The 19,186-nt window shown below is 42.7% G+C and carries 31 protein-coding genes; 4 read left to right on the forward strand and 27 right to left on the reverse strand.

The window, feature by feature from the left end; genetic code table 11:
* Positions 1-5: 5 nt before the first annotated feature.
* The 25 genes from DXC23_RS05595 to rpsJ form a co-directional block, all read right to left on the reverse strand.
* Entirely contained in the window at positions 6-245 is a 240-nt protein-coding gene (locus DXC23_RS05595) for a KOW domain-containing RNA-binding protein (RefSeq protein ID WP_022234122.1), read from the reverse strand.
* A gap of 9 nt (positions 246-254) precedes the next feature.
* The gene (gene map / locus DXC23_RS05600) at positions 255-1,007 is read right to left on the reverse strand and encodes a type I methionyl aminopeptidase (protein ID WP_117705184.1); all 753 of its coding nucleotides are present in this window, start codon (positions 1,005-1,007) and stop codon (positions 255-257) included.
* A 2-nt stretch (positions 1,008-1,009) separates the two neighbouring features.
* Entirely contained in the window at positions 1,010-1,642 is a 633-nt protein-coding gene (locus tag DXC23_RS05605; RefSeq protein WP_117705185.1) for an adenylate kinase, read from the reverse strand.
* A gap of 36 nt (positions 1,643-1,678) precedes the next feature.
* A complete protein-coding gene (gene secY, locus DXC23_RS05610) occupies positions 1,679-2,983 on the reverse strand; it encodes a preprotein translocase subunit SecY (RefSeq protein ID WP_117705186.1) in 1,305 nt (434 codons plus the stop codon).
* Positions 2,984-3,427, reverse strand: coding sequence for a 50S ribosomal protein L15 (rplO, locus tag DXC23_RS05615; RefSeq protein WP_117705187.1), 444 nt, complete (start codon positions 3,425-3,427; stop codon positions 2,984-2,986).
* A gap of 18 nt (positions 3,428-3,445) precedes the next feature.
* Positions 3,446-3,616: a 50S ribosomal protein L30 gene (rpmD, locus tag DXC23_RS05620; protein ID WP_117705188.1), complete on the reverse strand. Its 171-nt coding sequence runs from the start codon at positions 3,614-3,616 to the stop codon at positions 3,446-3,448.
* Between the two features lie 17 nt (positions 3,617-3,633).
* The gene (rpsE, locus tag DXC23_RS05625) at positions 3,634-4,131 is read right to left on the reverse strand and encodes a 30S ribosomal protein S5 (protein WP_022234116.1); all 498 of its coding nucleotides are present in this window, start codon (positions 4,129-4,131) and stop codon (positions 3,634-3,636) included.
* Between the two features lie 17 nt (positions 4,132-4,148).
* Positions 4,149-4,508, reverse strand: coding sequence for a 50S ribosomal protein L18 (rplR, locus tag DXC23_RS05630; protein ID WP_022234115.1), 360 nt, complete (start codon positions 4,506-4,508; stop codon positions 4,149-4,151).
* A gap of 17 nt (positions 4,509-4,525) precedes the next feature.
* On the reverse strand, positions 4,526-5,068 hold the full coding sequence (gene rplF / locus DXC23_RS05635) for a 50S ribosomal protein L6 (protein ID WP_117705189.1): 543 nt from the start codon (positions 5,066-5,068) through the stop codon (positions 4,526-4,528).
* 13 nt (positions 5,069-5,081) lie between these two features.
* A complete protein-coding gene (rpsH, locus tag DXC23_RS05640) occupies positions 5,082-5,480 on the reverse strand; it encodes a 30S ribosomal protein S8 (RefSeq protein WP_117705190.1) in 399 nt (132 codons plus the stop codon).
* Positions 5,481-5,501: 21 nt separating this feature from the next.
* The gene (locus DXC23_RS05645; RefSeq protein WP_022234112.1) at positions 5,502-5,687 is read right to left on the reverse strand and encodes a type Z 30S ribosomal protein S14; all 186 of its coding nucleotides are present in this window, start codon (positions 5,685-5,687) and stop codon (positions 5,502-5,504) included.
* Between the two features lie 12 nt (positions 5,688-5,699).
* Complete coding sequence (gene rplE / locus DXC23_RS05650; RefSeq protein WP_117705191.1) at positions 5,700-6,239, reverse strand: 50S ribosomal protein L5; 540 nt, start codon at positions 6,237-6,239, stop codon at positions 5,700-5,702.
* Positions 6,240-6,253: 14 nt separating this feature from the next.
* The gene (gene rplX / locus DXC23_RS05655) at positions 6,254-6,571 is read right to left on the reverse strand and encodes a 50S ribosomal protein L24 (protein ID WP_022234110.1); all 318 of its coding nucleotides are present in this window, start codon (positions 6,569-6,571) and stop codon (positions 6,254-6,256) included.
* A gap of 16 nt (positions 6,572-6,587) precedes the next feature.
* Entirely contained in the window at positions 6,588-6,956 is a 369-nt protein-coding gene (gene rplN, locus DXC23_RS05660) for a 50S ribosomal protein L14 (RefSeq protein ID WP_022234109.1), read from the reverse strand.
* A gap of 32 nt (positions 6,957-6,988) precedes the next feature.
* Complete coding sequence (rpsQ, locus tag DXC23_RS05665) at positions 6,989-7,246, reverse strand: 30S ribosomal protein S17 (RefSeq protein ID WP_022234108.1); 258 nt, start codon at positions 7,244-7,246, stop codon at positions 6,989-6,991.
* Between the two features lie 17 nt (positions 7,247-7,263).
* A complete protein-coding gene (rpmC, locus tag DXC23_RS05670; protein ID WP_022234107.1) occupies positions 7,264-7,467 on the reverse strand; it encodes a 50S ribosomal protein L29 in 204 nt (67 codons plus the stop codon).
* Positions 7,467-7,886 (reverse strand): 50S ribosomal protein L16, encoded by a 420-nt coding sequence (gene rplP, locus DXC23_RS05675; protein WP_117705192.1) that lies wholly within the window; start codon positions 7,884-7,886, stop codon positions 7,467-7,469. The genes rpmC and rplP overlap by 1 nt, the downstream gene beginning before the upstream one ends.
* Positions 7,886-8,557, reverse strand: coding sequence for a 30S ribosomal protein S3 (rpsC, locus tag DXC23_RS05680; RefSeq protein WP_117705193.1), 672 nt, complete (start codon positions 8,555-8,557; stop codon positions 7,886-7,888). The genes rplP and rpsC overlap by 1 nt, the downstream gene beginning before the upstream one ends.
* Before the next feature lie 14 nt (positions 8,558-8,571).
* Positions 8,572-8,910, reverse strand: a complete 339-nt coding sequence (gene rplV / locus DXC23_RS05685; protein WP_117705194.1) for a 50S ribosomal protein L22 — start codon at positions 8,908-8,910, stop codon at positions 8,572-8,574.
* Positions 8,911-8,930: 20 nt separating this feature from the next.
* Entirely contained in the window at positions 8,931-9,203 is a 273-nt protein-coding gene (rpsS, locus tag DXC23_RS05690; protein ID WP_022234104.1) for a 30S ribosomal protein S19, read from the reverse strand.
* A 22-nt stretch (positions 9,204-9,225) separates the two neighbouring features.
* On the reverse strand, positions 9,226-10,059 hold the full coding sequence (rplB, locus tag DXC23_RS05695) for a 50S ribosomal protein L2 (RefSeq protein WP_117705195.1): 834 nt from the start codon (positions 10,057-10,059) through the stop codon (positions 9,226-9,228).
* Between the two features lie 78 nt (positions 10,060-10,137).
* The gene (gene rplW, locus DXC23_RS05700; protein WP_117705196.1) at positions 10,138-10,431 is read right to left on the reverse strand and encodes a 50S ribosomal protein L23; all 294 of its coding nucleotides are present in this window, start codon (positions 10,429-10,431) and stop codon (positions 10,138-10,140) included.
* Positions 10,428-11,051, reverse strand: coding sequence for a 50S ribosomal protein L4 (gene rplD / locus DXC23_RS05705; RefSeq protein ID WP_117705197.1), 624 nt, complete (start codon positions 11,049-11,051; stop codon positions 10,428-10,430). The genes rplW and rplD overlap by 4 nt, the downstream gene beginning before the upstream one ends.
* 16 nt (positions 11,052-11,067) lie before the next feature.
* Positions 11,068-11,700, reverse strand: coding sequence for a 50S ribosomal protein L3 (gene rplC, locus DXC23_RS05710; RefSeq protein WP_022234100.1), 633 nt, complete (start codon positions 11,698-11,700; stop codon positions 11,068-11,070).
* Positions 11,701-11,775: 75 nt separating this feature from the next.
* Positions 11,776-12,087, reverse strand: coding sequence for a 30S ribosomal protein S10 (gene rpsJ / locus DXC23_RS05715; protein ID WP_022234099.1), 312 nt, complete (start codon positions 12,085-12,087; stop codon positions 11,776-11,778).
* A 488-nt stretch (positions 12,088-12,575) separates the two neighbouring features.
* Here rpsJ and DXC23_RS05720 point away from each other — a divergent pair, with 488 nt between their 5' ends.
* Positions 12,576-13,091: a cob(I)yrinic acid a,c-diamide adenosyltransferase gene (locus tag DXC23_RS05720; RefSeq protein WP_117705198.1), complete on the forward strand. Its 516-nt coding sequence runs from the start codon at positions 12,576-12,578 to the stop codon at positions 13,089-13,091.
* A 714-nt stretch (positions 13,092-13,805) separates the two neighbouring features.
* Here DXC23_RS05720 and DXC23_RS05725 read toward each other — a convergent pair.
* A complete protein-coding gene (locus DXC23_RS05725; protein WP_117705199.1) occupies positions 13,806-14,753 on the reverse strand; it encodes a transketolase family protein in 948 nt (315 codons plus the stop codon).
* Positions 14,753-15,601, reverse strand: coding sequence for a transketolase (locus DXC23_RS05730; RefSeq protein ID WP_117705200.1), 849 nt, complete (start codon positions 15,599-15,601; stop codon positions 14,753-14,755). The genes DXC23_RS05725 and DXC23_RS05730 overlap by 1 nt, the downstream gene beginning before the upstream one ends.
* Positions 15,602-15,965: 364 nt before the next feature.
* Between DXC23_RS05730 and DXC23_RS05735 the strand changes: the two genes are divergently transcribed.
* The 3 genes from DXC23_RS05735 to trpS are packed head-to-tail and all read left to right on the forward strand — an operon-like array spanning position 15,966 to position 19,083.
* On the forward strand, positions 15,966-16,868 hold the full coding sequence (locus DXC23_RS05735) for a DUF5655 domain-containing protein (RefSeq protein ID WP_117705201.1): 903 nt from the start codon (positions 15,966-15,968) through the stop codon (positions 16,866-16,868).
* Between the two features lie 13 nt (positions 16,869-16,881).
* Positions 16,882-18,072 (forward strand): PLP-dependent aminotransferase family protein, encoded by a 1,191-nt coding sequence (locus DXC23_RS05740; protein WP_117705202.1) that lies wholly within the window; start codon positions 16,882-16,884, stop codon positions 18,070-18,072.
* Between the two features lie 12 nt (positions 18,073-18,084).
* A complete protein-coding gene (trpS, locus tag DXC23_RS05745) occupies positions 18,085-19,083 on the forward strand; it encodes a tryptophan--tRNA ligase (protein WP_117705203.1) in 999 nt (332 codons plus the stop codon).
* Positions 19,084-19,186: the final 103 nt, after the last annotated feature.

Raw genomic sequence — 19,186 nt, forward strand, 5'->3', positions numbered from 1 at the left:
CTCCGTTAGTCGTTTTTTAAATCACTTAAAATTCGTTTTATCTGCGGATTGGTTTCTGCTGAACCTGTATAAACTACAGTTGTAGCCGCAAGATGAAGTAAATTTTTCTTCTTCGGTTTTTCAAGCTTACGAGTTTTACCGTCTGCTATAAACGCAAAATGACCCTCAACCGAGAGTACAAGGAAAAATTTACCTTTGTCACGCCCTGACTTTGCTCTGACTATGCTACCCTTTTGAATGTTCATAAATCACCTTTAATCACAAAGAGTCATAATCTTAGGACCGTCAGGAGTAATTGCTACTGTATGTTCAAAATGTGCGGCAAGCTTACCGTCAACCGTAACGGTAGTCCACTCATCATCAAGAACACGCACCTCATAGGAGCCCTGAGTTACCATAGGTTCAATAGCGATTGTCATACCCGGCAACAGTCTTACGCCTCTGCCCGGTGTGCCGTAATTGGGGATACTTGGGTCTTCGTGTAATTTCGCACCTACGCCGTGGCCGACAAAATCTCGTACCACCGAGTAACTGCGAGCTTCGACATACTTCTGAACAGCGCTGCCTATATCGCCTACACGATTTCCGGCAACAGCCATTTTAATTCCCTCAAAAAGGCCTTCTTTAGTTGCGTCAAGCAAACGCTGAGCTTCGTCACTGATTTTACCGCAGGCAAACGTATAGGCATTATCGCCGTGAAAGCCTTCGTAAAATGCGCCGACATCAACGCTTACAATGTCGCCCTCTTTAAGAATCTGTTTTTTACTCGGTATGCCATGGATAACCACATTATTTACGGAAATGCAAGCACTTGCAGGAAAACCGCCATAACCGAGAAACGAGGGTGTAGCACCCTGTTTCTCGATATATTTGCGAACAATAGTATCAATTTCGTAAGTGGTGATACCAGGCTTTACAGCCTCACCTGCAACACGGAGTGCCTCCGCTGATATTCTGCATGCATCTTTCATTTTAGAAAGTTCCCGTGCTGTTTTTACAATAACCATACTTAAGCCTCGATTGCTTCTAAGATAAGCTTTGTAGTAGAAACTACATCGTCTTTACCCTCTACATTAATGAGCTTGCCCTGCTTCTCGTAATAAGCTGCGAGAGGCTCAGTCTCTTTGTGATATACAGCAAGACGAGCAAGTACAGTATCTGGGTGGTCATCCTTGCGCTGAACAAGGGTGCCGTTACAATCGTCGCATACGCCCTCAACCTTTGGTGGAAGGTTTGTAAGATGATAAGGCTTGCCACAATTTTCACATACACGGCGTCCGGACATACGCTTGATAATTCTTTCGTCGGCAACATCAATGTTGATAACATACTGAATTTCAACGCCCATCTTATCCAGAGCCTCAGCCTGAGGAATAGTTCTTGGGAAACCGTCAAGGATAAAGCCCTTAGAGCAGTCATCCTGTGAAAGTCTTTCTTTTACGATGCCGATAACAACCTCGTCAGGAACGAGCTTGCCTTCGTCCATAAAAGACTTAGCCTTCAAACCCATCTCAGTGCCGTTTTTCAGCGCCTCACGGATCATATTTCCGGTTGAAATAGTGGGAATTCCAAAATGCTCACAAAGTACAGCAGCCTGAGTGCCTTTACCTGCACCCGGAGCACCTAACATAATAATGTTCATTTTATTATACTCCTTTTCTTTCAATATGTCAAGAAATTAGTCAAGAAAACCTTTATAATGTCTCATCATCATCTGTGACTCGAGCTGCTTAACTGTTTCAAGTGCAACACCTACGAGAATGATGATTGAGGTACCACCGATAGCCATACGACCCATACCTGTTGCAGAACCGTAAACACTTGGAACAAGTGCGATTACTGCGAGGAAGAGAGCGCCGATAAGAGTGATTCTTGAAAGAATGTTTCTTATATAGTCAGCTGTCGGAGCACCCGGACGTATACCGGGGATAGTACCGTTGTTTGACTTAAGGTTGTTTGCCATTTCAATCGGATTGTACTGAATAGTAGTATAGAAATAAGCGAACATTATAATTAAGATAAAGTACAATACATTGTAAAGCCAACCGCTTGTATCAAATGCATTGAAGAAAGCACCCCAGAAACCGTCTTTAACCTTTAAGAAAAGATTAATAGTACCCGGGATAGAAAGAATTGAGCTTGCAAAGATGATTGGAAGTACGCCGCCGAGAGCAACCTTGATTGGAAGGTGACTTGACTGACCGCCATACATCTTTCTGCCAACAACTCTCTTTGCATACTGAATCGGAATTCTTCTTTCGCTGTCCTGCATAAATGTGATAATCCATACAATAGCAACAAAGATAACGATCCAGAGAGGAACGAGGAAGTAGAACTGAGTAGAACCCTTGCCTGCAAGTTCCCAGAACTGACCAAGCATACTTAATGTGTATGGGAGCTGAGCAACGATACCGGCGAAAAGGAGAATTGAAATACCGTTTCCGATACCGTTTGAGTTGATCTGCTCACCGAGCCACATCATAAGTGCTGTGCCGGCTGTGAATACGAGAATAATTACAATAGCAGAGAACCAGAGTGAGAAACCATCTCTGTAAACAGTTACGCCTGAATTATGGAGATAGAACCAATAAGCAAAGCCCTGAATAAGACCAAGACCAACTGTTACATAACGAGTGATTGTACCAATCTTTCTTCTGCCTGCCTCTCCCTCTTTTGCCATTCTCTCAAGAGGAGGAATTGCAACAGTGAGGAGCTGCATAATAATTGAGCTGTTGATGTAAGGTGTAACGCCCATTGCAAAAAGTGTTGCATTTGCAAAAGCGCCGCCTGACAATGTATTAAGATATGCAAGCATTGTATTGCCCTCGTTCATACCGTTCATGGCATCGGCGAGAGCCTTCATATCCAGAAACGGAACAGGAATAACTGAACCGATTCTGAATACGATGATAATCATAAGTGTAAATAAAAGTTTCTTACGAAGGTCAGGTATTGACCAGGCATTTCTAATTGTTTTTAACAATTATACCACCTCTGCCTTTCCGCCTGCTGCCTCAATGGCTGCTTTAGCAGATTCGGAGAAAGCAGATACCTTTACTGTAAGCTTTTTATCAATTTTACCGTTGCCGAGAACCTTAACAGCGTCAAAGCCGTTCTTAAGAACGCCTGCGTTTACAAGAGCCTCAGTATCAACAGTTGCACCATCTTCAAACTTTCTGTTTAAAGTGCTAAGGTTGATAGCAACAACATTCTTAGCGAAAATGTTATTGAAACCTCTCTTTGGAACTCTACGCTGAAGTGGCATCTGGCCGCCTTCAAAGCCCGGGCGAACGCCGCCGCCTGAACGAGCCTTCTGGCCCTTGTGTCCCTTGCCGGCTGTTTTACCCCAACCTGAACCGTGACCTCTGCCAATTCTCTTTGAGTCCTTCTTTGAGCCCTCAACCGGTGAAAGTTCATGTAACTTCATAAGTACGCACCTCCTTGCTTATGCTTCGATAACCTCTACGAGGTGGATAATCTTTGCTACCTTGCCTTTTGTCTGAGCGTTATCAGGCTGAGTTGTTACATCGCCGATTTTCTTCAGACCTAAAGCCTGGGCGGTTGCAATCTGTGGTTTTGTACAGCCGATGAGGCTCTTTACTAACTTAATTGTCATAGTTTACAACCTCCCTCTTATACGATTTCCTTAACAGATTTACCACGAACTGCGGCAACTTCTTCAGCAGTTCTGAGAGCTGCAAGACCTGCAAGTGTTGCTCTAACAACATTGCATGGGTTGTTTGAACGAAGAGCCTTTGTTCTGATATCCTTAATACCAACTGCCTCGATTACGGCACGAACCGGGCCGCCTGCGATAACACCGGTACCGGGAGCAGCAGGTTTCATAAGAACTCTGCCTGCACCAAACTCACCAACGATTTCGTGAGGGATTGTTGTACCTCTAAGTGAAACCTTCATAAGGTTTTTCTTTGCATCCTCAATGCCCTTACGGATAGCATCAGGAACCTCACCAGCCTTGCCGATACCAAAGCCTACTACGCCGTTACCATCGCCTACAACTACGAGAGCTGCAAACTTAAAAATACGACCGCCTTTAACCGTTTTTGATACACGGTTGATAGTAACTACTCTTTCTTTTAATTCGCCTGTTACTTCTACTGTTTTAGCCAAAGTTATTCCTCCTATCCTTAGAAATTGAGTCCGCCCTCACGAGCGCCTTCGGCCAATTCCTTAACACGGCCGTGATAAATGTTACCGCCTCTGTCAAATACAACATCAACGATATTCTTCTCAGCTGCACGCTGTGCAATAAGCTTGCCTACTGCCTTAGCTGCTTCTTTGTTTCCGCCATTGCCTTCAATGCTCTTGTCAAGGCTTGAAGCCTGAGCAAGTGTAACACCAGCTACGTCATCAATAAGCTGAGCGTAGATGTTGTTTGTGGAGCGGAATACGCATAAACGTGGACACTGAGCAGTACCGCTGATCTTGCTGCGGATTCTCTTATGACGCTTAATGCGTGCTTTTTTTGTTTCAGGTCTGCTTACCATAGTCATTCACTCCTTAATTATTTACCCTTACCTGCTTTACCTTCCTTGCGGCGGATAACTTCATAATCGTACTTAATACCCTTGCCCTTATATGGCTCCGGTGGACGCTTTTCTCTAACCTCGGCAGCAAACTGACCAACCTTTTGCTTGTCAATGCCTGTGATTATGATTTTGTTTGGATCAGGAACTTCAATCTTGATGTCGTCTGTATCCTCTACGATAACCTGGTGTGAATAACCAAGGTTCATAACGCACTTGTTACCCTGCTTCTGAACACGGTAACCAACGCCGTTTACCTCAAGAGTCTTCTTGTAGCCCTCTGTAACACCTACAACCATATTGTGAATAAGTGTTCTTGTAAGGCCGTGAAGTGAACGGTTTTCTTTTGCGTCGTCAGGACGAGTAACCTCGATTACATCGCCCTTAACTTCTACTGTCATAGCCGGGTTGTACTTGAAATCAAGTGAACCCTTTGGTCCCTTTACAGTGATAACGCCGTCAGCAATTGAAGCTGTAACACCGGCGGGAATATTTATAGGTTTTCTTCCAATTCGAGACATTTATCGTACCTCCTTACCAAATGTAAGCAAGAACTTCGCCGCCAACATGTTCAGCACGAGCCTGACGGTCTGTCATTACGCCCTTTGAAGTTGAAATGATGGCAATACCGAGGCCCTTCATAACCTTTGGCATATCTTCTACATTGCTGTAAATGCGTAAACCTGGCTTTGATACACGACGAAGACCTGTGATAACAGGAGTCTTGCCGTCAACGTATTTAAGAGTAACCTTAATAACGCCCTGCTTACCATCTTCTATAACTGTGAAATTCTTGATGTAACCCTCGTCAAGAAGAATCTGACAGATTGACTTCTTAAGGTTTGAAGAAGGAATTTCAACAGTATCGTGCTTTGCTGAGTTAGCGTTACGGATTCTTGTAAGTAAATCAGCAATTGTATCTGTAATCTGCATTAGATGTTACCTCCCTTGTCCTTACCAGCTTGCTTTCTTTACACCCGGAATTTCGCCCTTGTAAGCGAGCTCACGGAAGCAAATACGGCAAATACCAAACTTACGGAGGTAGGCGTGTGGTCTACCACAGATGTTACATCTTGTGTACTCTCTTGTAGAGAACTTCTGCTCTCTCTGCTGCTTAACTTTCATTGAAGTCTTAGCCACAACAATCCCTCCTTACTTTGAAAACGGTGCGCCCATAAGTGTTAAAAGCTCACGAGCCTCTTCGTCTGTTGTTGCAGTGGTAACGAAACAAATGTCCATACCACGAACCTTGTCAACCTTATCATACTCAATTTCAGGGAAAATGAGCTGCTCTTTAAGACCCATATTGTAGTTGCCTCTGCCGTCGAAAGAGTTAGGGTTAATACCTCTGAAGTCTCTTACTCGTGGAAGTGCTACATTGAAAAGTCTGTCGAGGAACTCATACATTCTCTCGCCTCTAAGTGTTACCTTACAGCCGATTGGCATACCCTCTCTGAGCTTAAAGTTAGCAACTGACTTTCTTGCACGGCAAACAAGTGCCTTCTGACCTGTGATAATACCAAGGTCCTTAGAAATAGCGTCGATAACCTTTGAATTTTCTCTTGCCTCGCCTGCGCCAACATTGATAACAATCTTGTCAAGCTTTGGAATCTGCATTGTGCTCTTATAGGAGAACTTGTTCATAAGAGCAGGTGCAACTTCTTTTGAATAATATTCTTTAAGTCTTGCCATATCTTATATCCTCCTTAAAGTGCTTCGCCACATTTAGCGCATACACGGCCCTTAGAACCGTCTTCGTAAATCTTGTGAGCAACTCTTGTCTGCTTCTTGCAACGAGGGCAAACGATCTGTACCTTAGATGCGTACATAGCGCCTTCAGCCTTAACGATGCCACCCTGCTCGCCCATTTTTCTTGGCTTAACATGCTTAGAAACCATGTTTACCTTCTCAACAATTACCTTGCCTTCTTTTGGGCTGACAGCAAGAACCTGGCCCTGCTTGCCCTTATCCTTACCGCTGATAACGATAACGGTGTCGCCTGTTTTTACATGAACTTTACTCATATTGTGACACCTCCAATTAAAGTACTTCAGGAGCAAGTGATAAGATCTTCATATAATCCTTATCACGAAGCTCTCTTGCTACTGGTCCGAAGATACGAGTACCCTTAGGGTTCTTATCTTCCTTAATAATAACAGCTGCATTCTCGTCAAAACGGATATAAGTACCGTCCTCACGTCTTACGCCCTTTGCAGAACGAACTACGACAGCCTTAACAACGTCGCCTTTTTTAACAACACCGCCGGGTGCTGCTTTTTTAACTGAAGCAACGATTACATCGCCAATGTTGGCATATCTTCTTCTGGTACCGCCGAGTACACGAATGCACATAAGTTCTTTTGCACCTGTATTATCGGCAACCTTGAGAAGTGTCTGCTGTTGAATCACAGTGTATTCCTCCTTTTCTCAAAAGCCGCAACTTATTTTGCTTTCTCAATAATCTCGACGAGTCTCCATCTTTTATCTTTAGAAAGAGGACGGGTCTCCATAATCTTTACACGGTCGCCAATGCCACACTCGTTGTTCTCGTCATGTGCCTTGAAACGAACTGTACGCTTAACAATTTTGTTATAAAGCTTATGCTTTACGCTGTCCTCGACTGCTACAACAATAGTCTTGTCCATCTTGTTGCTTACAACCTTACCGACAACAACTTTTCTCATATTTCTCTCACTCACTGTTAAGTCCTCCTCTCTTAAGCCTCAGCGCCATTGAGTTCACGCATACGAAGAATTGTAGAAACTCTTGCGATGTCTTTCTTTACGGCGCCGATTCTGGATGAGTTTTCGAGCTGATTAACAGCAAGCTGGAAACGAAGGTTAAATAACTCTTCCTTGAGGTCTGCGAGCTTTAACTCGAGCTCTTCGACAGACATTTCTCTAATTTCTGATGCTTTCATTACTGCTCACCCTCCTCTTTTTTAACAAACTTGCACTTAATTGGAAGCTTATTTGCAGCAAGGCGAAGAGCCTCTCTTGCAGTAGCTTCATCTACACCGCCGAGTTCAAACATAACTCTGCCCGGCTTAACAACGGCTACCCAATACTCAGGTGAACCTTTACCTGAACCCATTCGAGTTTCTGCAGGCTTTGCAGTAACAGGCTTGTCAGGGAAAATTTTGATCCATACTTTACCGAATCTCTTGCAGTAACGAGTCATAGCGACACGGGCAGCCTCGATCTGGTTTGAAGTGATCCATGCAGGCTCTGTTGCCTGAAGACCGAACTCACCGTAAGTAACCTTGTTACCACGAAGAGCCTTACCTGTCATACGACCTCTGTGTACTCTTCTGTACTTAACTCTCTTTGGTAATAACATTACTTTCTGCCTCCTTCTCTGCGTGGCTTTCTTGACTTAACTTCGTTTAAAACCTCGCCTTTGTAGAGCCATACCTTAACGCCAACCTTACCGTAAGTAGTGTTAGCCTCGGCAAAGCCGTAGTCGATGTCAGCACGAAGTGTCTGAAGCGGAATAGTACCCTCGTGGTACTGCTCTGAACGAGCGATTTCAGCGCCGCCAAGACGACCTGAACACATAATCTTAATACCCTTAGCGCCACGACGCATTGCGTTACCAATTGACTGCTTCATAGCACGACGGAATGAAATTCTCTTTTCGAGCTGCTGAGCAACATTTTCAGCAACAAGCTGAGCGTCAAGCTCAGGAGCTTTTACTTCTACAATATTGATAGCAACAGGCTTCTTAAGCATAGCCTCGCACTGAGCCTTGAGCTTTTCAATCTCAGCGCCGCCCTTACCGATAACAAGGCCCGGTTTAGCACAGTGAATGCTAATCTTAACCTTTTTGCCGTCACGCTCAATTTCAATTTTTGAAATACCGAAGTTGTAGAGCTGAGCCTTGAGTGTTTTACGGAGGTTATAATCCTCAACGAGTGTTGCACCAAAGTTCTTCTTGTCTGCAAACCAACGGGAATCCCAATCTTTAATTACACCGACACGCAAACCGTGCGGATTAACTTTCTGACCCATATTTAAACCTCCCCTTAGTCTTCTTTTTCCTTGAGGACAAGGCTGATGTGAGATGTTCTCTTGTTAATTCTGAACGCTCTGCCCTGTGCTCTTGGACGAATTCTTTTAAGGATGGGGCCTGCTGTTGCGTTGCATTCTGCAACATACAGTCTTGATACATCCATATCATGATTATTCTCAGCGTTAGCCATAGCTGAATGGAGCAACTTTAAAAGTGGCTCGCTAGCGGCCTTAGGAGTGTGCTTGAGAACAGCTTCCGCATATTTAGCGTCTTTACCTCTGATAAGGTCAAGAACAACGCCTACCTTGCGGGGTGAGATACGAACAAATTTTGCAATTGCTTTAGCTTCCATCTGCAATACTCTCCTTCCGCTTACTTAGATGTCTTAGATCCAGCGTGACCCTTAAATGTTCTGGTAGGAGCAAACTCACCGAGCTTGTGACCAACCATATCTTCTGTAACATATACAGGAACATGCTTACGACCGTCGTGAACTGCGAATGTGTGACCAACGAACTCAGGGAAAATTGTTGAGCTTCTTGACCAAGTCTTAAGAATTCTCTTTTCGCCTTTTTCGTTCATCTCCTGAACCCTTTTAAGCAATACAGGCTGAACAAAAGGGCCCTTTTTAGTACTTCTACTCATAATTTAAGCTCCTTTCTCTGCCTTACTTACCGTTTCTTCTGCGAACGATAAGCTTGTCGCTGCTCTTGTTGTTCTTACGAGTCTTGTAACCGAGTGCCGGCTTACCCCAAGGAGTAACAGGTCCCGGACGACCAACCGGAGATTTACCTTCACCACCACCGTGTGGATGGTCATTAGGGTTCATTACAGAACCACGAACAGTAGGTCTCCAACCCATGTTTCTCTTACGACCGGCCTTACCGATCTTAACATTCTCGTGATCAACATTACCTACCTGGCCGATTGTAGCCATGCAGCTTTCAGGAACGTTTCTGAGCTCGCCTGAAGGAAGTCTTAAAAGTGCAAGACCGTTTTCCTTAGCCATGAGCTGTGCCATATTACCTGCTGAACGAGCAAGCTGAGCACCTCTGCCCGGATAAAGCTCTACGTTATGAATGAATGTACCAACAGGAATAGCAGTAAGCGGTAATGCGTTACCCGGCTTAATGTCTGCGTTCTCACCTGCTGTTACTTTATCGCCTACCTTAAGTCCTTCCGGAGCAATAATGTAAGCCTTGTCACCGTCAGTATACTCAATAAGAGCGATGAATGCTGAACGGTTTGGATCGTACTCAAGTGTTTTAACTGTGCCTTCTACATCAAATTTCTGACGCTTGAAGTCAATGATACGATACTTTCTACGGTTACCGCCGCCTCTGTGACGAACAGTAATTCTGCCGTAGCTGTTACGACCTGACTTTTTGTTTAAAGGAGCGAGTAAGCTCTTTTCAGGTGCAACCTTTGAAAGAACAGAATAATCTGTAACCGACATATTTCTTCTGGAGTTAATGGTCGGCTTAAATACTTTAATTGCCATTTGGTTTCACTCTCCTCATGATGGCTTTGCGGGAAAATGGCTCTTTCCCATACATTCTGCCTGAATAATTTTTCAGGCTTACATCATGCCTTCAAAAAATTCGATAGGCTTGCTGTTTTCTTTAAGTGTTACGATTGCTTTCTTCCAGCTCTTTGTGTAACCGCCGTTGTTTCTGCCCTGACGGCGGAACTTACCACGAACGCTTACTGTATTAACCTTAGCAACCTCAACCTTGAAAAGCTCTTCGCAAGCTTTTGCGATTTCAATCTTGTTAGCCGATTTAGCAACTTCAAAGGTATATACCTTGTTTAAAACACCTGACATACTCTTCTCTGTAATAATCGGACGAATTACGATATCCTGAGCAATCATGCATATACCTCCTCAATCTTGCTTACAGCATCCTTAGCGATTACGAGTGTGCCTGCATTAAGAATATCGTAAACATTAAGTGTGTTTACCTGTGCAGTCTTAACACCAGGAATATTAGATGCTGACTTTACGATCATGCTGTTATTCTCCGGAAGAACGATGAGAGCTTTCTTCTCTGCACCGATAGCCTCGAGCATAGCAGCGATTTTCTTTGTTTTGTACTCAGTCATTGCGATTGAATCAACAATGATGATTTCCTTATCCATAGCCTTAGCTGAGAAAGCTGACTTCATAGCAAGTCTTCTTACTTTCTTGTTTACAGTAAATCTGTAACTTCTTGGCTTTGGAGCAAATACGATACCACCGTGTGTCCACTGTGGTGAACGAGTTGAACCCTGTCTTGCACGGCCTGTACCCTTCTGTCTCCATGGCTTTCTGCCGCCACCTGAAACCTCAGCTCTTGTAAGAGCAGACTGTGTGCCGTGACGCTGGTTTGCGAGATAGTTTACAACCATCTGATGCATAACAGCTGTGTTTGGCTCAATACCGAATACGGACTCGCTAAGGTCGATAGAACCAACCTGCTTGCCTTCCATATCTACTACTGCAAAATTAGGCATTTATAATCCCCCTTCCTTAAGCCTTTACGGAATCTTTGATTACAACGATTCCCTTGTTTGGGCCTGGAACAGCACCCTTGATAGCGATAAGGTTGTTTTCAGCGTCAACCTTAACAACTGTGAGGTTCTGTACTGTTACCTGCTCAGCGCCGAGATGGCCTGCCATTCTCTTGCCCTTCCATACTCTTGAAGGAGATGAACAAGCGCCGATTGAACCGCCGTGACGAACGCAAGGACCTGTACCGTGTGTTTCCTTAAGACGCTGGAAGTTCCAACGCTTAATAACGCCTGCTGTACCCTTACCTTTGCTCTTGCCGGTAACATCGATCTTGTCACCAGGGGTGAATACGTCTGCCTTTACGAGATCGCCTACATTGTAAGCGTCTGTGTCAGCAAAACGGAATTCTTTAAGAGTTTTCTTTGGTGCTACACCGTTCTTGTCAAAAAAGCCCTTCATTGGCTTTGTAACCTTATGTGGTTTCAAGTCGCCATAACCGAGCTGAACTGATGCGTAGCCGTCGTTTTCAACTGTTTTCTTAGCTGTAACCACACATGGGCCTGCTTCGATAACAGTTACGGGAACGAATACTCCCTTTTCATCGAAAATCTGTGTCATACCGATTTTCTTGCCGATGATTGCTTTCTGCATAAAATGTATCCTCCTTGTTAGGTTATTGGTTGGTTTTCACCAACTTGACCCTGTCTGCTTGTAGGTTGGTACGGATTATAATTTAATCTCGATATCAACGCCGGCAGGGAGCTCTAAGCTCATAAGAGCTTCGACTGTCTTGTTTGACGGTCTTAAGATGTCGATAAGACGCTTGTGAGTTCTCATCTCAAACTGCTCACGGCTGTCCTTATACTTATGAACAGCACGAAGAATTGTAACAACCTGCTTCTCTGTTGGAAGTGGAACAGGACCTGAAACTCTGGCACCTGTACGCTTTGCTGTTGCAACGATTCTCTCAGCTGACTGATCAACGAGCTGATGATCGTAACCCTTTAATCTTATTCTAATCTTTTCCTTGACTGCCATTATCGTCGCCTCCTTGAAAATTTTGCCGAGCCGTTTTACCGACTCTTCGTTAGTTGGCGGGCGTTCGCTTTAGAACTTTTTTTAATAACACAGCCGGGTGTTTCACCACCCTGCATTAAAAAACCCGTTTAACTATTCAGTTAACCGGGACGTTCTGAAAGCGTTTTGAACATAGTTACAGACACAGCAACCCCTATGCCAAAGTATGTTCAGTGTTTCATTGTAAATCGCCCGGTTTAAAATCGGACATACTCCACGGAAAAACCGGCCTGTTTCAGCCGCAACCTCCCGCTTCATCGCATATCTATATTGCAGTCACGCAAGCATTATTATACAATATGTTCCCCTTTTTTTCAAGTATTTCGCAAATATAGTGTTAGAGAACTTTTGAGAATTTTAAACCGAGTTTTTGTGCAATTTGACATTATTGTCAAATCACTCTTAAACATATATAATTATACCTATATAGAGTTTTGGAGTTGATTTTTGTGAAACACATTTATTACGGTGACGGCAAGGGCAAAACCACAGCCGCAATCGGTCTTGCTGTAAGAGCGGCAGGCAGTAAAATGAAAGTGCTGTTTGTGCAGTTTTTAAAAACTGAATTTTCGGGAGAAAGGCATATACTGAGCCATACCGAAAATGTTACTCTTACATTCTGTCCGCTTGAGCTGAAATTCACCTTTGAGATGGACGATAAAGAAAAGGCACAGGCGGCAAAGATATTCAAGGGCATTTTTGACAGTGCCGTTACAACAGCGCTCACAGAAAAATACGATATGGTTGTGCTTGACGAAGTGTTTGAGGCAATCAATGCCCATATGCTTTCCGAGAGCGAGGTTTACGAGTTTATTACAAATGCGCCGTCAAGTATGGAAATTGTTATGACGGGACACAATCCGCCAAAGAAATTTATGGACTGCGCCGATTATATTACGGAATTTAAGAAAATCAAGCATCCCTATGACAAAGGCATTACAGGCAGAATAGGAATTGAATTTTAAAGAACAGCTTAGGCTGTTCTTTTTTTCGGTTTTTTGTAGGCAGTCGGTGTAAATAACGGTTTAACAGATTATATGTCGGGCAACAAAGTACGGCAAAAAAATGTTTCCGTCCCGAAGTTAAAAGTTTGGTCAAACTTTTCAAAGGTTGTGGGCATTACCCACAAAACTTTATGCTATCGCAAATTTTGACAGCCAAACGCCTTACTGTTTGGCTGTTTGAACATAACGGCGAATACCTTTAAATGCAAAAGCAAAATTAAATGCGAAAACAAAATAAAAAAGGAAAGCCACGCTACTAAACTACTAATTTCCCGCTTTTCAATGGCAAATCAGCAGCACACGCAAACTTTTGCATCCTTTAGAGTACATTTTCTCTAAGACTACTCAAGTGCGACTTTCTCACTCTCTGCCACTCATTAGTCTTTACTTTTGTTATATCTTAAAACCTTGATTAGTCTAAAGTTTGTTCTTTTTATGATGTAATTGCAACTGTTTGCTTTTATTAAAAATCAGTAAAAATCAGTGCATTTTTATTATTTTATGGGCTCTGCCCAAACCCGCAACCCTTTAAAAAGGGTTGACCTAAATTTTGAATTTATTAAACTAAACTTTGTGTGTTAAACCACACTTCTTACTATTAACACAACATTTCACAAGAAAAAACCGCCCGACAATTTTTGTCGAGCGGTAAATACAAATCTATTTGATTTTAAATTACTTATCCTGAGCCGCTGCCTTGATTTTCTTTGCAAGGTGCGGAGCGGTAAGCTCAAACTTATCGAGAAGTTCAAGTGCAGGACCGCTGTAACCAAAGCAATCGTTTACACCAACCTTAGTAACCTTTACAGGGCACTCTTCACTGACAACTGAACATACAGCGTCACCAAGACCACCGATTACATTGTGCTCTTCAATAGTGATAATTCTGCCTGTTTCCTTTGCTGCCTTAACGATGATTTCTCTGTCGATAGGCTTGATTGTGTGAATATTAATAAGGCGAGCGTTAATGCCCTCTTCCTTAAGCTGCTTACAAGCCTTAAGAGCCTCATTTACACAAAGACCTGTTGCAATAACTGCCACATCGTCACCGTCAAGGAGTGTAATACCCTTGCCAAGTTCAAATGTATAAGTTTCAGGGTCGTTAAAGCTCTCAATAGCAAGTCTGCCAAGACGGATATATACAGGACCGTCGTACTCGATAGCTGCCTTTGTTGCAGCCACCATCTCGTAGTGGTCGGCAGGGTTGATAACTACCATACCCGGAATTGTACGCATAATACCGATATCCTCAAGGCACTGATGAGTTGCGCCGTCTTCACCTGTAGAAATACCTGCGTGGCTGCCTGCAATCTTAACATTAAGGTGCGGATAAGCAACCGAGTTTCTGATCTGCTCAAATGCTCTGCCTGTTGCAAACATTGCAAAAGATGCGGCTACCGGAATTTTGCCTGCTGCTGCAAGACCTGCTGCAACACCTACCATATTGCCCTCGGCAATACCGCAATCAAAAAATCTTTCAGGAAATTCCTTTTTAAAAATACTTGTCTTTGTTGCTGCTGCAAGGTCAGCGTCAAAAACAACGATGTCTTCGTTAGTTTTAGCAAGCTCGCAAAGTGCCATACCAAAGCTCTCACGAGTAGCAATTTTCTTTGATTCAGCCATTAGCAGTTGCCCTCCAATCTGTCAATTTCAGCCTGAAGCTCGGCTGTAGCCTGATCGTACTGCTCTTTGTTAGGAGCTGTGCCGTGCCAGCCAACCTGATTTTCCATAAATGAAACGCCCTTGCCCTTTACTGTTTTTGCAAGGATAGCAACAGGCTTGCCCTTAACTTCTCTTGCCTTGTTAAGTGCGTCCTCAATCTGATTGAAGTCATGACCGTCTATCTTAAACACTTCAAAACCAAAACTCTCAAACTTTTTGTCTAGCGGCTCAATGCCTGCAACCTCGTCAACTGTACCGTCAATCTGTAAACCGTTCTGGTCAACGAAAATCACAAGATTGTCAAGCTTATTGTGAGCGGCAAACATAGCAGCCTCCCATACCTGACCTTCTTCAACCTCGCCGTCACCGAGTACAGAATATACACGATAGCTCTTGTTGCTGATTTTTGCAGAAAGTGCCATACCGCAGGCTGCTGAAATACCCTGTCCGAGTGAGCCTGTGCTCATATCAATACCGGGTGTACCCTTCATATCAGGGTGACCCTGAAGCATTGCGCCTACATGACGGAGCTTTGTAAGCTCGTCCCACTCAAAATAGCCCTTAAGTGCAAGAACTGCATAAAGGCTTGGGCAACAGTGACCCTTTGAAAGAACAAAACGATCTCTGTCCTCCCACTTAGGATTCTTAGGGTCAACATTCATTTCCTTAAAGTAGAGATATGTGAAAATATCCGCTGCCGAAAGGCTACCGCCCGGATGTCCCGACTTAGCACAAAAAGTGCCGAGAATTGCTCCCATTCTTGCCTTTGTTGCAAGAATTTGGAGCTGCTTGATTTCTGAACTGTCCATTCCATTATCCTCCTGATTAACCTTAAATAGAAGTAATCAATTTCATATACATAGTAACATAATTGAAATAAATTATTTTTCGTTATTAGAATTAAGAACTATTTTACTGAATTTAGTTGCGAGTTTTTGGCTTTCGTTTTAAAATTCTGTTAATTTGCAAAATAATTGTAAGCATTTTGTGCAATGCTTTTTAAAAATTAAAGCACAAATTATAGCTTTTGCCGCTCGGTAGCTTGAATATTTTTCTTTGTTGTATTATAATATAATGTGGTTTATAGTTAATTTTTATAAGTTTACTTTTTGCAATTTTTAAAAAGGTTCAACAAATGTCTTAAATAACAAAATGATCATCGGAGGTGAATCTATGGCTGATATAAAATTATTTTCTTTAAAAGGTCAAGTTAAGGAGCTTAATTCTAATCAAGTACCTCTTGAAAAAGAATTACAACAATTACTTGAACAAAACATGTCTACCTTTTTTGGCGTTACTTTTCTTAAATCAGAGTACCGTATAACTAATGGTCGTATGGATAGCATTGGAATTGATGAAAATAATTGTCCTGTTATTTTTGAATATAAGCGTAGTGTAAACGAAAATGTAATAAATCAAGGACTATTCTATCTTGATTGGTTGCTTGACCATAAAGCAGATTTTAAACTTCTAGTTATGGATACACTCGGAAGTGAGCAGGCAGATAAAATTGATTGGAGTATGCCTTGTGTTATATGCGTAGCAAATGATTTTACGAAATTTGATGAACACGCAGTCAATCAAATGCAAAGGAACATTAAGCTAGTGAAATATAAAAAATTTGGAAATGACTTGATTTCTCTAGAATATCTTAATGCTCCTCAGGTACAGCCAATAGAATTTGATGATGGTTTTGTGAAACAAACTAAAAAAAGTAATTCGAAAGATAAAGATTTTGACCAGTATTTTAATGAGGCTGGTATAAAAAATCAAAATTTATTTTATTCTGTTCGTGATTATATTTTGTCCTTAGGTGACGATGTTTCTGAAAATAGATTGAAATTATATGTAGCATTTAAAAAAGTTCGCAACATAATTTGTGCTGAAGTGTATCGCAATAATGTTTGTTTACATCTGAGATTAAATCCGGATACTGTTGATTTAGCACAGGGGTTCATTGAAGATGTACGAAATAAAGGGCATTGGGGTACAGGCGATTTGCGTATAAATTTAAAATCTGTTGAAGATTTTGAAAAAGCTAAGCCTTTATTAGACAGAGCCTATAATGAAAACTAAGGAGATTTTTTAAATGGAATATACATTTTCCGACAGGGTTTCTAACCTTAAGCCAAGTGCAATCAGAGAAATTTTTAAATATGCGGCAGACCCCGAGGTGGTTTCTCTCTCGGCAGGCAATCCCTCACCCGACGCTTTTCCTGCAAAGGAAATAGCCGAAATTTCTGCAAAGGTTCTTGCCGAAAATCCTATTTCTGTCTTACAGTACAGTGTAAGTGAGGGATACACTCCCCTCAGACAACACCTTACCGAGTATATGAAAAAGGAGCATAATGTAGGCAGAGATGGCGATGACATTTTAATCACAACAGGCGCTCAGCAGGTTATGGATTTATGCTCAAAGGCGCTCGTAAACGAGGGCGATGTGGTTATTTGCGAGGCACCGTCATTTATCGGTTCGCTCAACACATTCAGAAGTTACAACGCAAAGCTCGTGGGAGTTCCCGTTGAGCCTGACGGAATGAGCATTCCTGCACTTGAGCAGGCACTTAAAGACAACAAAAACGCTAAGTTTATATACACAATACCAAACTTTCAAAATCCATCGGGCGTTACAATGAGCCTTGAAAAACGCAAGGCTGTTTATGGGCTTGCGAAAAAATACGGCGTGCTTATTCTTGAGGACAACCCTTACGGGGATTTAAGGTACAGCGGCGAATTTATCCCAAACATCAAGAGCTTTGACGAGGACGAAATCGTAATTTACTGCGGTTCTTTTTCAAAGGTAATTTCACCGGGTATGCGTGTTGCGTACTGCATTGCGCCAAAGCCTATTTTCCAAAAGCTCGTTGTATGCAAGCAGGGCAGTGATGTGCACACCAACATTTGGTCACAGTATGTTTGCGATGAGTTCATTACAAAGTACGATTTCAACGCTCATCTTGAGAAATTACGCAAGCTCTACACAAAGAAAGCTCAGTTCTGTATGGATTTACTTGACAAATACGCAAGTCCGGCAATCACATATCATAAAATTGACGGCGGACTTTTCATTTGGTGCGACCTGCCCGCAAGCATTGATATGCCGTCATTCTGTAAAGAGGCAGTGCTCAAAAAGGTATGCGTAGTACCGGGAAACGCTTTTCTTACAGACGAAAACGAAAAATGCAACAGCTTTAGAATCAACTTTTCAACGCCGACAGACGAACAGCTTGAAAAAGGAATTAAGATACTCGGTGAGCTGGCAAACAGCAAGCTGAAATAAAGGAGAATATTTATGGAAAATGAAAAGAAACAAATCGCATTCAGTGCTATTCAGCCGAGTGGTACAATCACACTTGGCAACTACCTCGGCGCTATTCGCAACTGGGTAACCATGCAGGACGAATACAACTGCATTTACGCTCTTGCCGACCTCCACACAATTACAGTCAGACAAGACCCTGCACAGATGAGAAAAAATATTCTCGACGCATACGCATCAATCCTCGCTTGCGGAATTGATACAGAAAAGAGCCTTTTCTTCATTCAGAGCCATGTGCACACACACGCAGAAATGGCATGGGTGCTCGACTGCTACACACAGTTTGGCGAGCTTTCAAGAATGACACAGTTCAAGGATAAGTCGGCAAAGCACGCTGACAACATCAACGCAGGTCTTTTTACATATCCGTCACTTATGGCAGGCGATATTTTGCTCTATCAGGCAGACAAAGTACCTGTCGGTGCAGACCAGCAGCAGCACATTGAGATTACAAGAGATATTGCAACCCGTTTCAACGGTCTTTACGGCAATGTTTTCAAAATTCCTGAGGGATTTATTCCAAAGAACGGCGCAAGAGTAATGAGCTTGCAAGACCCTACAAAGAAGATGAGTAAGTCAGACGAAAATGTAAACGGTTGCGTACATCTTCTCGACTCACCTGAGGCAATTATGCGCAAATTCAAGCGTGCAATTACCGACAGCGAGGCTCATGTTCACTACGGCGAGGGCAAAGACGGCATCAATAACCTTATGGGTATTTACAGCACAATTACAGGTCTTAGCTTTGAGCAGATTGAGCACGACTTTGAGGGCAAGGGATACGGCGACTTTAAGACAGCTGTCGGCGAGGCAGTAGTAGAGGAGCTCCGCCCGATTCGTGAGCGCTACGAATCATATATCAAAGACAAGGCATACCTTGAGGAATGTTACCGCAAGGCTGACGAAATTGCACTTAAAATCAGCAGCCGCACAATGAATAAGGTTATGAAAAAGATTGGCTTTATTTTATAATTTTTATAATCTTGTTTAAATAATTTTCAAAACTTACCGCTCAGCCTTATACTTTAGGCTGGGCGGTTTTTGCAATAAAATATATAAATAATTGTTTTGCAAG

Source organism: Eubacterium sp. OM08-24, assembly GCF_003438075.1.
In the GTDB taxonomy this organism is placed as follows: Bacteria; Bacillota; Clostridia; order Oscillospirales; family Acutalibacteraceae; genus Ruminococcoides.